Genomic DNA, 15263 nt, shown 5'->3' with positions numbered 1-15263 from the left:
CGGGTGCATATATCGTCTACCGGTTAACCGCCGGGGGATCGGTGCGGGTTGCGCCCCTCACCCTTCGTTATACATCTCCAGGTTTTCGACTTCGTTTTGGCGCTGGACGGCTTTGACGTCGTCGTTGCGTAACGATTCAAGATAGTCGAGATAACGCTGGTCGACATCCTTGGTGACGTAAATACCGTTAAATACCGAGGATTCAAATTGTACCACATCCGGGTTATCTTCCCGCACCGCCGCCTCGAGGTCGCCGAGGTCCTGGAAGATCAGCGCGTCCGCGCCAATCAGCGCGCGGATTTCGTCCACTTCGCGGCCGTGGGCAATCAGTTCGGTGGCGCTTGGCATATCAATGCCGTAGACATTGGGGAAACGGATTTCCGGCGCCGCGGAGGCCAGGTAGACATTACGCGCCCCGGCTTCGCGCGCCATTTCCACGATCTGTTCGGACGTGGTGCCGCGCACGATGGAGTCGTCCACCAGCAGGACGTTTTTATCGCGGAACTCGGCGCGGTTGGCGTTGAGTTTACGGCGTACCGATTGGCGGCGCACCTGCTGGCCGGGCATGATAAAGGTGCGGCCCACGTAGCGGTTTTTTACAAAACCCTGGCGGTAAGGCAGGTTGAGGATGCGGGCGATTTCGAGCGCGATATCGCAGGATGTTTCCGGGATGGGGATCACCACGTCGATATCCAGGTCTTCCCATTCGCGGGCGATTTTTTCGCCCAGTTTTTGCCCCATGCGCACGCGGGCGCTGTAGACCGAAATTTTATCGATAAAGGAATCCGGGCGGGCAAAATAGACATATTCGAACAGGCACGGATGGCTTTGGGGGTTTTCGGCGCATTGACGGGTGAACAGTTGGCCCGCTTCAGTGATATACACCGCCTCGCCCGGCGCCACGTCGCGCAGGAACTCAAAGTCCAGCGTATCAAGCGCCACGCTTTCGGAAGCCACCATGTATTCGTTGCGTCCGTCGGCGAGGGTGCGCTTGCCGATAACCAGGGGGCGGATGCCGTTCGGATCGCGAAACGCAATCAGGCCATGGCCGATAATCATGCCGACCACGGCATAGGCGCCGCGGATCTGCTGGTGGGTGGCCGCAACCGCCGCGAAGATATCATCGGCTTCCAGCGGGTAGTCCGGGAAGCGGTCCAGTTCGCTGGCCAGGATGTTCAGCAGGATTTCCGAATCGGACGTGGTATTGATATGCCGGCGTCCTTTTTCGAATAATTTTTTGCGTAATTCGTGGGCGTTGGTCAGGTTGCCGTTATGCGCCAGGGTGATGCCGAACGGGGAATTGACATAGAAGGGTTGCGCCTCGGAGGCGCTGGAACTGCCGGCGGTGGGGTAACGTACATGGCCGATGCCCATGTTCCCCTGCAAACGCTGCATGTGGCGTGCTTCAAATACATCCTTCACCAGGCCATTGGCTTTGCGCAGGCGAAAGCAATCCAATGCATCAATGGTGACGATGCCTGCGGCATCCTGCCCACGGTGCTGGAGCACCGTTAACGCGTCATAAATCGACTGGTTGACCGGCATAAATCCGGCGATACCGACAATACCGCACATAATGTCATTTCCTCATCAGCGTTACCGAAGCGTGAGATGCTTGGGTAAGAAACTCGACGTGCTTTGCAGATAGTCGAAGAACCATCTGATAATACCGCTGAATTGCGGTATAAGCTGGGACTGCTGCCAGTCCGCGCTCTGGGAGAAGCCGGTGAAGGTATCCAGGAAGAATAGCATGGCCGATACGACCAGTATGCCCCTGAGTGCGCCGAAACAGACGCCCAACACGCGGTCGGTGCCGGATAAACCGGTCCGCTCCACCAGAGAGCCAATCACGTAGTTGACGATTGCCCCGACGATCAGGGTAGCCACAAACAGCAAGGCAATCGCGATACCGTTACGAACCAGCTGATCTTCAAAGCGGGTAAAATAGATAGCAAGATAAACATAATAGTGGCTGGCCACAAAAAACGCACATGCCCATGTCACTAATGATAATGCTTCACGTATAAACCCGCGAATCAGACTTATCAGAGCAGAAAATACGATGATGCCAATAATGACGTAATCAACCCAGATCATGCATGCATCCCTTGGTCATCCGCCCCGAAGCTGGTTCGCGGCGAATTCTATCAGAAAACGAAAACGTTTGCGCAGCGGAATTCCTGCCCAAAGTTAAATAAATAACGGCGATTAAAAAAAGCCAATCGCCGCAGGAAGATAGGCCGGCGACGGCACGCTCTCCCTTTAACACGCCTTGTGCAAGGACGGTGCTAGCGGGCCTACCGCGCCATGGGGCGCTCGGTCGGGCGGGAACACCACGCCCGATTCGACCCCATTGGCACGCTCTCCCTTTAACGCGCCTTGTGCAAGGACGGTGCGAGCGGGCCTGCCGCATATCTATTACCGGGGCTGGTAAGCCCGCAGCTGGCCGCTCAGGCCGCTGAGCTGGTTCATTTCAGGCAGCGAGCTTTGCAGCTTTTGCTTCGATGCGTCCGGCCCGACGAAAATGCGTGTAATCTGCCCCGCCACCGGCGTCGACGGCACGGTATAGACCCGGTAACCGGACAAGCGCAGCTTGCCGACAATTTCAGTTACCTTGGTCGCGTTTTTCAGCGCCCCGAGTTGCACTACCCAGGCTTGTCCCTGTGGCGCCTGTTCCGGGGTTTCCTTTTCCACCGGCTTAGGCGCGGCGACCGGTTTGGCTTCAGGGGCCGCTTCCGTGCGCGGCGCGACGGGTTTGGCCTCGGCGATTTCCGTGCGGGCCTCGGGTTTCGCGGCCGGCTTGGCCGGCTCCACGCGCGGCGCGGGCGCGGCGACGGGTTTGGCTTGCTCAGGTCGCGCGGTGGGTTTGACCGGCTCCTGGCGCGCGGCGGTGGTGGGTTTGGCCGGTGCGGCTTTTACCGTCTCGCGCGGCGGGGCCTTAGGCGCCGCTTTCACCGGCGGCGCGGCTGGCTGCGGGGCATCCGGCGTGTCGGAGTCGTCCGCATCCGGCGCCTGGCTGGCCTGCTCTACCGCCGCCCCCGCGCCTTCCGGCGGCTGGCTGGGCAGGGCCTGGTTGGCCTGCGGCGAGGCATCCGCCTCGTCGCTGTCGCCGGGTTTAGGCACCAGGGGAATAGCGGCAAACTCGTCCTGGTAGTGCTTTTTTTTGCCATCCAGCAGCCCGGGCAGGACAATAACCCCCAAGGCGACGATGATGATGGTTCCCACCAAGCGGTTTTGAAACTTACTCGCCACGTTCTTTCTCCGGGTCTGTTATCGCAACGATCGGCGCCACGGTATGAAATGAACCAAACACCAGCACGCAGTCATCGGCGTCGGCATCCTGCAACGCCTGTCGCCAGGCCGAGGCCACATCGTCAAATTGCCGGGCATGATCGAGATGGGCCGCCAGCTGCGCCGCGGTAGCGCCGCGCGCATCAATCAGGGTGGCGCAATACCATTCAGCCACCTGCCCGCGCAGGCAGCCCAGGGTGCCGGCAATATCCTTGTCGGCCAGCATGCCCACCACGGCGCGCACTTTCCCCCGGATTTTCAGGGTTGCCAGCCGTTGCGCCAGATACCCGGCGGCGTGTGGATTATGCGCCACATCCAGGATGCGCAGCGGCCGTTGGCCGACGACCTGGAAACGGCCCGGCAGGGACGCCTCGGCGAGTCCCCGGCGGATGGCCTGGTCGGAGACCGGCAGGGGAAAACGCCGGAGCGCCGCAAGGGCGGTGGCGGCATTTTCCAGCGGAATCAGCGGCAGCGGCAATCCGGTCAGCGCCGACTGCTGGTCGCGCCAGTCCCAGGTATCGCCGTCCCGGCTGAAGCGCCAGTCGCGATCGCGGCAGTACAGCAGCGCGCCCACGGCGAGCGCCGTGCTGTCGATTGAGGCGGGTCGATCCGGTTCGCCGACCACAGCCGGGCGGCCCGCCCGCAGGATACCGGCTTTTTCCCGGCCGATACTCTCGCGATCCGGCCCCAGCAGTTCGGTATGATCAAGGGCGATGCTGGTGATCACCGCCACATCGGCATCAACGATATTGGTGGCATCCAGCCGCCCGCCCAGGCCGACCTCGAGCACCGCCACGTCCAGCCGTGCCTGCTTGAACAGCCAAAAGGCCGCCAGGGTGCCGAACTCGAAATAACTTAGGGAAGTGGCGCCGCGCCCCGCTTCAACCGCCGCCATGGCCGCGCTGTGCTGCGCCTCGGGCAGTTCCCGCCCCTGGATGCGCACCCGTTCGGTATAATGCAGCAGATGGGGAGAGCTGTAGACGCCGACCTTGAATCCCGCGGCCAGCAATACCGCCTCGATCAGCCGGCAGGTGGTGCCTTTGCCATTGGTGCCCGCGACGGTAATAACCCGGGGGGCGGGACGCAGCAGGGCCATATCGGCGGCGACCAGGCCTACCCGATCCAGGCCGAGGTCGATGGTCTTGGCGTGCAGGCGTTCAAGATAATGCAGCCACGCCGCCAGCGGCGAGGTGGCTTGTGGAGCAACAAGGTTTTCCATAGGCCCCGTCCTCAGACTTCGTCCGGACGCTCTTCGTGGATCGTCTCAGGCCTCGCCTCATGGGAATGTTCCGCTTCCGGCTGCGGCCTGCCGGTCATTTTGGCCAGCAGTCCCGCCAGTTTAAGGCGCATCTCCGGCCGGCGGATAATCATATCAATGGCGCCTTTCTCCAGCAGGAATTCGCTGCGCTGGAACCCGGCCGGCAGTTTTTCCCGTACCGTTTGTTCAATGACGCGCGGCCCGGCAAAACCTATCAGCGCCTTGGGTTCGGCGATATTCAAATCGCCGAGCATGGCGAGACTTGCGGATACGCCGCCCATGGTCGGATCGGTAAGCACCGAAATATAAGGCAAACGGCGCGCGCGCAGCTTCGCCAGCGCGGCGCTGGTTTTCGCCATCTGCATCAGCGATATCAGCGCTTCCTGCATACGGGCGCCGCCGCTGGCGGAAAAGCAGACCAGCGGGCATTCGTCTTCCAGCGCCTGCTCGACGGCACGGACAAAACGCGCCCCGACCACCGACGACATAGAGCCGCCGATAAAGGCGAATTCAAAAGACGCCGCGACCACCGGCATAGCGTATAGGGTGCCTTTCATTACCACCAGCGCGTCTTTTTCATCGGTGGCCTTTTGCGCCGCCGCCAGGCGATCTTTGTATTTTTTCGAGTCCTTGAACTTCAGGATATCCCGGGGTTCCAGCTCGCTGCCCAACTCCACCTCGCTGCCTTTATCCAAAAAGGCATGCAGGCGGGCGCGGGCAGTCATGCGCATATGATGATCGCATTTGGGGCAGACCTCGAGGTTGCGCTCAAGCTCGGCACGGTAGAGTACCTGCCCGCAGCTATCACACTTGGTCCATACGCCTTCGGGGATATTCGCCCTGCGCGCCGGGGTGATAGTGCTCTTGTTAAGTATTCGTTCAATCCAGCTCATCGATAACCTTTCTGTTTGAACCTGGCAAGCGCCAGTCCGCTATTCATACCTTGGCCGCGGCGCGGCAGGACGTCCGTCGTTGTCTTGCCGCCGCCTTATTCAACGCGCCTGGACGGCGCGATGAAGAGCCTTTGAAAATGTCGCCCATTAAACCATAACCGCCAACGAGTTGGGATAGAAAACTCTGCCCGTCGCTCACAAATCATCCATGGCGCGGACAAATCCCGCGCGTTTATCTGCGGGCGGCGGCGCGCCTGTGGCGCCATACCTCAATCACCCCGGGCAGGATAGACAGCAGAATGATGGCGACAATCAATAATTTCAAGTTTTCCTGCACCACCGGCAGATCGCCGAACAGGTAACCGGCATAGGTAAACAGGACTACCCATATGACGCCGCCGGTAATATTGAACAGGGCGAAATGGCGATAGGACATATGTCCCATGCCGGCGACGAAGGGCGCGAACGTCCTGACAATCGGCACAAACCGGGCCAGGATAATGGTTTTACCACCGTGACGCGCGTAGAACTGGTGGGTCTTGTCCAGGTAGCTGCGGCGGAAAATCCTGGAATGGGGATTACTGAACAGTTTTTCACCGAACAGCCGCCCGATGGTGTAGTTGACCGCATCGCCCAATATCGCGGCGGCGGCCATCAGCAGCGCCATCAGATGCACATCCAGGCTGTTGCTCGGCAAAGCCGCCAGCGCGCCCGCGACAAACAGCAGCGAATCGCCGGGCAGGAAGGGCGTCACCACCAGACCGGTTTCACAAAACAGAATGAGAAACAGGATGGCGTAGACCCAGATGCCGTACTGCGCCACCAATTCCGCCAGATGGACGTCAATATGCAGAATAAAATCAATAATAAATCTTATAAATTCCATGTTCAGAATTCCGGAAGCGCAAATGATATGTTCAGTACCGTCAATCCAGCAGGAATAACGGTCCCATGGGAGGATACGGCAAATCGAACTGGCCAGGGTAGTCCACCGCCACCAGATAAAGCCCTTCCGCCCTGGCAGTAGCGGCGGCCAGGGCGCGATCCCGTGCTTCCAGTAATTCGTTCATCCACTCCAGCGGACGGTTGCCGCAGCCTATTTCCATCAGGCTGCCCACGATATTACGCACCATATGATGCAGGAAAGCGTTGGCCTTGATATCCACCACGATATAAGCGCCGTGGCGCGTGACCTGCAGATGTTTTAGATTGCGCCAGGGCGTGCGCGACTGGCACTGCAGGGCGCGGAACGATGTAAAATCATGTTCGCCCAGCAGACATTGCCCCGCCCGCTCCATGATATCCGCATCCAGCTGATGGTAATAATGCGTCACGCCCCGGGATAAAATTGCCGGGCGATAAGGATGATTATAGATAATATAGCGGTAACGACGCGCCGTGGCGCTAAAACGCGCGTGAAATTCGCCCGCGACGGCGCGGACCCAGCGCACCGCCACGTCCGGCGGCAGGTTGGCGTTAACGCCCAGGGTCCAGGCGGAGTCTTCGCGCCGCGCGCCGGTGTCGAAATGCACCACCTGGCCGGTGGCGTGCACGCCCGCGTCGGTACGCCCGGCGCACTGCACCGCGATCGGCTCGTTGGCGACTTTGGATAAGGCCTGCTCCAGGCAAGACTGGACGCTGACGACTTCCGACTGGCGCTGCCAGCCGTAGAAACGGCTGCCGTCATATTCAATGCCCAGCGCTATCCTGGACGTTGCCGGCTGACCGGCGAATACTTCCCGGGACATTAATAAAAGTACTCCGCCACCAGCAGCTCCGCGGTCAGCAACGCCATCAGCGCGCCGCCGAAGCGGACATTATCCGCCACCGACCAGAATTGCAGCAGATCCGGCATGCCGTAATCGTTGCGCAGGCAGCCGATGCTAAGGTGCGCCTGTCCCGAGGCATCCTCCACCTGGGTGGGATACTCCCCTTCCTCGCTGACATTGATGCTTTCGCCCGCCGTTAACGCGTCGCGCGCTTCCTCAGGGCCCATCGGCCGCTGGGTTTCCAGATGCACCATCTGGGCGTGGCCGTAAAATACCGGGGCCTGGACGCTGCTGACCGCAATCGGCAATCCCTCGTCCTGCAGAACCTTGCGCACTTCATCCACCAGGCGCCGCTCAACCTGGACGCTGCCCAGTTCGTCCGCCACCAGAGGCAACATATTAAACGCCAACTGGCGGCTGAAGAAGCCCGGCTCGGTGGGCAGGCCGTTCAGCAGCCTGGCGCTTTGGCCCGCCAACGCGTCCACCGCCGCCTTGCCCTGGCCGGAAGCGGAGAGCAGGTTGACGACATGCAGCCGGGCGATGCCGGCCAGGTCGGTAAGCGGCCTCACCGCCAGCAGCAGCTGGCTGGTCAGGCTGTCGGCGACCGCCACCAGGTTGCGGTTGCGATAATCCGCCAGCACCGCGTCATTGACGCCGGGCACCACCAGCGGCACGTCCGGCTCCAGTGCGAACAGGCCGCTGGAATCGATAACCACGCAGCCCGCGGCGGCGGCGGGTTCAGCATAAAGCGCGCTGGCGCCGCTGCCCGCCACGAAAAAGGCCAGTTGCGCTTGGGTCCAGTCAAACTGCGCGGCGTCGGCGACCAGGATGCTTTTGCCGTCGTAACGCAGGGTTTCACCGGCGCTGCGCTCGCTGGCCAGTAAAAACAGTTCACCTACCGGGAACTGCCGCTCTTGCAGCAATTCCAGCAGCGCCGTACCGACCGCGCCTGTTGCGCCCAAAAGGGCGATATTCCAGCCGTCAGACATAACAACTCTCCAAAGCAATGCATCATCGGGGCGGGGAGGCAGAGCCTGCCCGCGCAATAAGGTTATACCCGCCATACTTCACGTTAGGGTATAGGTACGGTCGGGTGTCTAGCGGGCGCCGGCCAGCAGGGCGTTAAAACCGAGTTCGCGCAGCGTCGCCGCCGCCGCGGCGTCATCGCTTTCAACACACAGCGACGACCATTCGCGTCGGTCATGGTACTGCCTGCGCAGCCGGTCGAATTCTCCCGGCATGGCCGCCACCCGGCGTAGGGACGCATCATCGCGGCGCACATCATACACCAGATGGACCAACTGGCGGAGCATCGCCTCGTCAAGGCCGCCGTGTAACCGTACCCGCTCTACCGACGGCCGGGGCAACAGCTCGCCGAGCGGCGCTCGCAGCGGCGTGCCGAGAAAAGCGCTGTATGCCTCGAAAACCTGGGTGGTGCCGCGCGCCTTGCCTTCGAGCGTATAGCCGGCAATATGCGGCGTGCCGATATCGACACGAGACAGCAGCGATGGCGACAGCGCCGGCTCCGGTTCCCAGACGTCAAGCACGGCGCGCATTTTTTTCCCGTGCTCCAGGGCGGCCAGCAGCGCGGCGTTATCCACCACCGCGCCGCGGCAGGCATTGATTAAAATACGGCCGTCGGGCAGCGCCGCCAGCAGTTCCGCATCCACCTGATGCCAGGTGCGATAAGGCCCGGACATGTTCAAGGGGGTATGGAACGTCAGCACGTCCGCCTCGCGCACCAGGGTTGCCAGCGGATGGAAATCCCCGTCATCGCCCCGATCGGCGCGCGGGGGATCGCACAACAGGGTGCGGATGCCCAGCGCCTTAAGGCGGCGATCGAGCCGCCCACCCACGTTGCCTGCGCCGATAATGCCGACGGTTTTATCACGCAGGGAAAAGCCGTCGCGCTCCGCCAGCATCAGCAGGGAGGAAAAAACATACTCCACCACCGCGACGGCATTACAACCCGGCGCGGCGGAAAAAGCGATGCCGGCCTGCTCCAGCCAGGCTTCATCCACATGATCGGTGCCCGCGGTCGCCGTGCCGACGAATTTCACGCCGCTGCCGGCCAGGAGCCCGGCGTTAACCTGAGTGACCGAGCGCACCATCAGCGCATCGGCGCCCGCAAGCGCTGCGGCCGACAGCTGGCGTCCGGCAACCGGCACGACCTCGCCCAACCGGCTGAACAATTCGTGGGCATAGGGCATGTTTTCATCGACCAGTATTTTCACATCCGACTCCGGAAGCCAGCGGCCTGCGTGTTAAAAAGGGGGAATATTTTGCCACCGAACGGGGAAAAATCCCAATGCTATCGCGCACGGGATTGGCACAACATATTAATACCGTATTATTATTGCCCGCTTATGTTTAGGATGCCCTAAGAAAAACCCTTTTATCCGCCAGGCTACTCTGAGAACCGTATCATGGCGGATTGACGTTAAAAGGACCGTCGCATGACTATTTTTTATCCCCTGCTGGCCGTGCTGATCTGGTCGGTCAACGCCATCGTCAGCAAAATGTCCGCCAGCGCCATCGACCCGGCGGCGATTTCCTTTTACCGTTGGCTGGTGGCCCTGGTGATACTGACGCCCTTTGTCCTGCCCGGCGTGCTGCGCAACCGCCGCGTCGTGCGCGCCCAGGGCTGGCGCCTGCTGGTGCTTGGCCTGCTGGGCATGGTGTTGTACCAAAGCCTGGCTTATTATGCCGCGCACAGCGTGAGCGCACTGTTTATGGGGATACTGAATTCGCTGATTCCGCTGCTGACGGTGCTATTGAGTATCCTGCTGCTGCGCGCCGTGCCGACGCTGGGCGTCTTGCTGGGCACCCTGCTCTCGTTCGGCGGCCTGGTCTGGCTGGTCAGCGCGGGGCATCCGCGGGTGCTGCTGAGCCACGGCATGGGCGGCGGCGAGCTGATGATGATAGGCGCATCCGCGTCCTATGCCCTGTACGGGGTACTGACCCGGCGCTGGACGATACCGCTGCCCAATTGGCAATCGCTTTATATCCAGGTGGCGTTCGGCGTGCTGCTCCTGCTGCCGGGGTTCCTGCTGGCGCCGGACGTTGGCCTGACCGCGCGCAATATTCCGCTGGTGATCTTTGCCGGTATCGCCGCGTCCCTGATCGCGCCTTACCTGTGGATCCAGGGGGTAATGCGGCTGGGTGCCAATACCGCGTCGATATTCATGAACCTGGCGCCGCTATTTACCGCCGCCATCGCGGTACTTTTTTTACATGAGCGACTGCACAGCTATCACGTCGTCGGCGGTGGGATTACACTGTTGGGAGTTATATTGGCACAACGGCTGCGCATTCCCCTGATACGCAGGCCAGGTAAAGAGCAGAAAATGCCTTCCTGACGCGTGCCGCTACCGCAAGCCACGGCGGCTTGTTATCATTCGCCGCATTGTTGATCTGAGCGCACGATGCCATAACGCAGTTGCTATGGCCGGGCTGGACGACAGCGCCCTATGCTAAAGGATGAGTCATATGCAACCTGTAAGTGGCCCCGGTACACCTTTACAGGGCGATCCGCCCCATGGCGCCGCGGGCAGCGCACCTTTAGGGCCGGAGAGTGAAAAGCCGCTGACCACGGCGCAACGCACCGCCCTGGAGCGTCTGATTATCAAGATCATGGCGTTAAGCAACAGCAAGGCCCCGGAGATCTGGGCCGCATTGCGCCATCAATTGAATATCGCCAACGACGGCGAGCTGACGGCGGGCCATTTCCAGCCCGCCGAACAGCTGCTGCAAACCAGGCTGGGCCAGGCACAGCAAACCCACGCCGGGCGCCAGCTTATGCAACAGCTCACCGAACTGCTGCCCCAGGGTAACAACCGCCAGGCGGTCAGTGATTTTATTCGCCGGGAATATGGTCATACCGTGCTAAGCCAGCTTGGCCCCGAGCAGTTGCTGCAGGTGGTGGCGTTACTGCAAAACGGCCAGCTGAATATCCCGCAGCCACAGCAGTCCGCCATTACCGATCGCACGCTGCTGCCGGCCGAACATCATGCCCTGAACCAGCAGATTACCCGCCTGGCGGCGGTCACCGGCGAATCCCCGGCGGAAATCTGGCAAAGCGTGATGACCATGATGGGCCTGAAAGCGGGCGATCCTATCCCGGCGCGCCATTTCCAGCTGCTGATGCAATTTCTGCAGGGACATATGACGCTGTCGCAGCAGGCCTCCCCTACCCTGGCATCGGTGCAGGCCACCCTGAAACAGCCGACCAATAGCGATGAACAGCAGGCAATAGAAGCGTACTGCCAACAGCATTTCAACGCGCTGCCCCAGAGCGTGCTGACGCCGGCGCAGGTGGGCGCGGTAATGCAGTTCCTGTTTATCTATCGCCTTACCCGCACGCAAAGCCAGCATCAAACCCCCGACCCCCGTCTGCTGCAGCCGGCCATGAGCCCGCTTATCGCCACCGAACCGATGACGCCGGCGGCAAAAACCATCCGCTCGCGCTGGATCATGGCGATTGCCGTGGCCGGGGTTCTGTTGCTGATCTGGATCCTGATCTGAGCTGATTGGCCGACAAAAAAAACCATCCTGCATGCGGACACGCCGGCAGGATGGTTTTTTTATTACGGTCAGGGAGAGGATATTCCCGCATGCCCGATAGACGTTGCCTAACGCACGCCCAAGGGCATCGGCCCGTTAGAGATACTTGCGCATGACCAGGGTGGCGTTGGTGCCGCCGAACCCGAAACTGTTGGTCATTACCGTGGTCAGCCGCCGCTCGGTGGGTACGGTGATGACATTCATGCCTTCGGCCTGCGGATCGAGCTCATCGATATTAATGCTCGGCGCGATGAAGTTATGCTCCAGCATCAGCAGGGTATAGATGGTTTCATGCACCCCCGCCGCGCCCAGGGAGTGGCCGGTCATGGCTTTGGTGGAGGAAAACGCCGGCTGCTGGCTGCCGAAGGTTTCACGGATGGCCCACAGTTCCTTGACATCGCCCACCGGCGTGGAGGTGCCGTGTACGTTGAGGTAATCGATCGGGGTATCGACGTCTTTCAGCGCCATCTGCATGCAGCGGATAGCCCCTTCCCCGGAAGGCGCCACCATGTCGGCGCCGTCGGAGTTGGCGCCGTACCCGATAATTTCGCCATAGATATGCGCGCCGCGCGCCAGCGCGTGTTCCAATTCTTCCACCACGACAATACCGCCGCCGCCGGCGATGACAAAACCGTCGCGGTTGACGTCATAGGTACGGGACGCCCTGGCCGGGGTCTCGTTATAGCGGGTAGACAGCGCGCCCATGGCGTCGAATTCGCAGGCCATTTCCCAGCACAATTCCTCGCCGCCGCCGGCAAACACCACGTCCTGCTTGCCCAGTTGGATCATTTCCACCGCGTTGCCGATACAGTGCGCGGAGGTGGAGCAGGCGGAGCTGATGGAATAGTTGACGCCACGGATTTTAAACGGCGTCGCCAGACAGGCGGACACGCCGGAAGCCATGGCCTTGGTGACCATATAGGGGCCGACGCCGCGCAGGCCGCGCGCGCGCATGCCGTCGGAACCGGCAACCTGGTTGCGCGGCGAGCCGCCGCCGGAACCGACGATGAGGCCGGTGCGATCGTTGGAAACCTGCTCGGGGCTTAGCCCGGAATCCTGGATAGCCTGCTCCATGGAAAGGTAGGCATAAATGGAGGCATCACTCATGAAGCGCGCAATTTTACGATCGATCAGCCCGTTAGTATCAAGTTTAATATCCCCCCACACATGGCTGCGCATACCGGAATCTTTCAATTCCTGGGAAAAAGTGATTCCGGAGCGGCCTTGTTGCAGAGATGCCAGGACTTCTTTCTGGTCATTACCAATACTCGATAAGATCCCCAGGCCGGTAATCACTGCACGTTTCATTTAATACCTCTTGTATTTATATATAAGATTCTGTGACGCACTTTAGCGTACAGTTGTACGCTGAACAAGTCCGATCAGACGAAGTTTGCAAAATTTGCGCCGCAAAGCACACCTCGTTAAAATCTCAACATTTCTTGACAAAAGAGTCTTACGCCGTGAATCGCGCGCCTATCTGCAACGCCATCCTTAATTGGAATGAAGACGGTACACCTGTATCCCGACAATTTGATGACATCTACTTTTCCAGCCAGGATGGACTGGAAGAAACCCGCTATGTTTTTTTAGCCGGCAACGGACTGCCGGAGCGGTTTGCACAACATACGCGGGCATCGTTGGTGGTGGCGGAAACCGGCTTCGGCACCGGACTTAACTTTCTGGCGCTGTGGCAGGCCTTTGACCAGTTCAGACGGCGGCGGCCCGGCGCGCCGCTGCGACGCCTGCACTTTATCAGCTTCGAGCAGTTCCCCCTGAAAATCGAGGATATGGCGCAGGCCCATGCGCGCTGGCCGGAGCTGGCCGGCTATGCCGCCGGGCTGCGCAGCCTTTGGCCGTTGCCGACGCCCGGTTGCCACCGGCTGATCCTGGCGGACGGCGCCGTCACGCTGGATTTATGGTACGGCGAGATCAACGCGTTGCTGCCGCTTCTGGACGACAGCCTGTCCGGCCGGGTGGATGCGTGGTTCCTGGACGGCTTCGCCCCGGCGAAAAACGCCGGCATGTGGAGCGAAGCCTTGTTTCACGCCATGGTGCGATTCGCCGCGCCGCAGGGGACCTTCGCCACATTTACCGCCGCGGGATTTGTGCGGCGCGGCCTGCGCCAGGCGGGATTTACCGTCCTTAAGCCGCCGGGTTTCGGCCGCAAGCGGGAAATGCTGGCCGGCAGCCTGGCCGCGCCACTGGCGACAGCGCCGCGCACGCCCTGGTACGTCCGGCGCCCCGCGCGCGACCCGCTTGAGGTGGCGATTATCGGCGGGGGAATTGCCGGCGCCCTGGCGGCGGAGGCCCTGCAGCGCCGCGGGTCGCGGGTGACTCTTTATTGCGCCGATAGCGGCCCGGCCCAGGGGGCGTCAGGCAATCGCCAGGGCGCCTTATATCCACTGCTGAATAATGAGGATGACGAGCTGGCGCAGTTTTTTGCCATCGCTTTTCCTTTCGCGCACCACTATTACCAGGAGTGCGCACGCCAGGGGGTCATCTTTGAGCACCAGTGGTGCGGCGTCACGCAACTGGCCTATGACGACCGATCCCGGCGCAAGCTGCGGCAAATCCTGGCCACGGACTGGCCCGCGCAGCTCATCAGCGCGGTGGCCTGCGAAGACATGCCCGCGCTGACCGGGCTTGCCACCGGCAGCGGCGGGGTCACCTATCCGCTGGGAGGCTGGCTCAACCCCGCCCAATTCACCGCCGGCATCATCGCGCGCGCGCAGTCCCGCGGCATGGCGGTGCACTACGGCCATGAGGTGCGGGGATTAAACGCCGGCGCGGACGATTGGTTGCTGGATTTCGGCGCGGGGCGCCAGGCCCGCCATGCCACGGTGGTGCTGGCCGCCGGGCACCGCATGCTGCAATGGCCGATTACCGCCCCGCTGCCGTTGACCAGCGTGCGCGGGCAGGTCAGCTATGTTCCCGACCAGCCGGCGCTGCGGACCTTGAAGCAGGTGCTGTGTTATGACGGTTACCTGACGCCCGCAAGCCCCGGCTTTCGCACCCACTGCCTGGGCGCCAGCGCCCGGCGCGACGACGAGGACATGACTTACCGCCCCGATGAGCAGCGGGCCAACCGCGACCGGTTAATCGCCTGCCTGCCCGGGCAATCCTGGGCACAGTGCGTTGATGTCAGCGCCGGCGAGGCACGCGCCAGCATACGCAGCAGCGCCAGGGATCATCTGCCCATGCTGGGCGGCGTGCCGGATTTTGCCGCCACCCAACGCGCGTATGGCGATCTGCCCGGACGCCTGCTGGCCGGCGAGGCGGTGGCGGACGCGCCGGTGTATGCCAATCTGTTTATGCTGGGCGGCCTGGGGTCGCGCGGTTTATGCACCGCCCCCTTGGCGGCGGAGATCCTGGCCGGCCAGATATTCGGCGAGCCACTGCCGCTGAGCCTGGCGCAATCGGCGGCATTAAGTCCCAATCGTTTTTGGCTGCGTAAAGTGTTAAAGGGGCGGCCGCTCTGACGCCTGT

13 protein-coding genes are annotated in these 15263 nt (G+C 61.5%); 3 read left to right on the top strand and 10 right to left on the bottom strand.

Annotated features, from left to right (window positions below):
* Positions 1–57: 57 nt before the first annotated feature.
* The 9 genes from purF to pdxB form a co-directional block, all read right to left on the bottom strand.
* On the bottom strand, positions 58–1575 hold the full coding sequence (purF, locus tag ABUK12_RS24145; protein WP_162368015.1) for an amidophosphoribosyltransferase: 1518 nt from the start codon (positions 1573–1575) through the stop codon (positions 58–60).
* A 21-nt stretch (positions 1576–1596) separates the two neighbouring features.
* Complete coding sequence (gene cvpA / locus ABUK12_RS24140; RefSeq protein WP_410014189.1) at positions 1597–2097, bottom strand: colicin V production protein; 501 nt, start codon at positions 2095–2097, stop codon at positions 1597–1599.
* Between the two features lie 321 nt (positions 2098–2418).
* Positions 2419–3252: a cell division protein DedD gene (dedD, locus tag ABUK12_RS24135; RefSeq protein ID WP_410014188.1), complete on the bottom strand. Its 834-nt coding sequence runs from the start codon at positions 3250–3252 to the stop codon at positions 2419–2421.
* On the bottom strand, positions 3242–4510 hold the full coding sequence (gene folC, locus ABUK12_RS24130) for a bifunctional tetrahydrofolate synthase/dihydrofolate synthase (protein ID WP_410014187.1): 1269 nt from the start codon (positions 4508–4510) through the stop codon (positions 3242–3244). Before folC ends, dedD begins: the two co-directional genes overlap by 11 nt.
* A gap of 11 nt (positions 4511–4521) precedes the next feature.
* Positions 4522–5442 carry an acetyl-CoA carboxylase, carboxyltransferase subunit beta gene (gene accD, locus ABUK12_RS24125; protein ID WP_410014186.1) on the bottom strand — a complete coding sequence of 307 codons (921 nt, stop codon included), beginning with the start codon at positions 5440–5442 and terminating at the stop codon, positions 4522–4524.
* Between the two features lie 232 nt (positions 5443–5674).
* Positions 5675–6328, bottom strand: coding sequence for a DedA family protein (locus ABUK12_RS24120; protein WP_410014185.1), 654 nt, complete (start codon positions 6326–6328; stop codon positions 5675–5677).
* A 40-nt stretch (positions 6329–6368) separates the two neighbouring features.
* Positions 6369–7190, bottom strand: a complete 822-nt coding sequence (gene truA / locus ABUK12_RS24115) for a tRNA pseudouridine(38-40) synthase TruA (RefSeq protein ID WP_410014184.1) — start codon at positions 7188–7190, stop codon at positions 6369–6371.
* A complete protein-coding gene (locus ABUK12_RS24110) occupies positions 7190–8200 on the bottom strand; it encodes an aspartate-semialdehyde dehydrogenase (protein WP_410014183.1) in 1011 nt (336 codons plus the stop codon). Before ABUK12_RS24110 ends, truA begins: the two co-directional genes overlap by 1 nt.
* A 108-nt stretch (positions 8201–8308) precedes the next feature.
* Entirely contained in the window at positions 8309–9445 is a 1137-nt protein-coding gene (gene pdxB / locus ABUK12_RS24105) for a 4-phosphoerythronate dehydrogenase PdxB (protein WP_410014182.1), read from the bottom strand.
* Positions 9446–9667: 222 nt separating this feature from the next.
* On the opposite strand from pdxB, the gene ABUK12_RS24100 reads away from it, so the two are divergent.
* Both ABUK12_RS24100 and flk read left to right on the top strand, forming a co-directional pair.
* Positions 9668–10570, top strand: coding sequence for a DMT family transporter (locus tag ABUK12_RS24100; RefSeq protein WP_410014181.1), 903 nt, complete (start codon positions 9668–9670; stop codon positions 10568–10570).
* Between the two features lie 130 nt (positions 10571–10700).
* The gene (flk, locus tag ABUK12_RS24095; protein ID WP_410014180.1) at positions 10701–11735 is read left to right on the top strand and encodes a flagella biosynthesis regulator Flk; all 1035 of its coding nucleotides are present in this window, start codon (positions 10701–10703) and stop codon (positions 11733–11735) included.
* Positions 11736–11870: 135 nt separating this feature from the next.
* Here the strand turns inward: flk and fabB are convergent, their stop codons facing one another.
* Positions 11871–13082: a beta-ketoacyl-ACP synthase I gene (fabB, locus tag ABUK12_RS24090; protein WP_410014179.1), complete on the bottom strand. Its 1212-nt coding sequence runs from the start codon at positions 13080–13082 to the stop codon at positions 11871–11873.
* A gap of 155 nt (positions 13083–13237) precedes the next feature.
* Between fabB and mnmC the strand changes: the two genes are divergently transcribed.
* Positions 13238–15256: a bifunctional tRNA (5-methylaminomethyl-2-thiouridine)(34)-methyltransferase MnmD/FAD-dependent 5-carboxymethylaminomethyl-2-thiouridine(34) oxidoreductase MnmC gene (mnmC, locus tag ABUK12_RS24085; RefSeq protein ID WP_410014178.1), complete on the top strand. Its 2019-nt coding sequence runs from the start codon at positions 13238–13240 to the stop codon at positions 15254–15256.
* The last annotated feature ends 7 nt before the right edge of the window (positions 15257–15263 follow it).

The sequence above is a fragment of the Sodalis sp. C49 genome, assembly GCF_046352915.1.
Lineage (GTDB): Bacteria > Pseudomonadota > Gammaproteobacteria > Enterobacterales > Enterobacteriaceae > Acerihabitans.
This window is presented reverse-complemented; position numbering and strand designations above follow the sequence as displayed.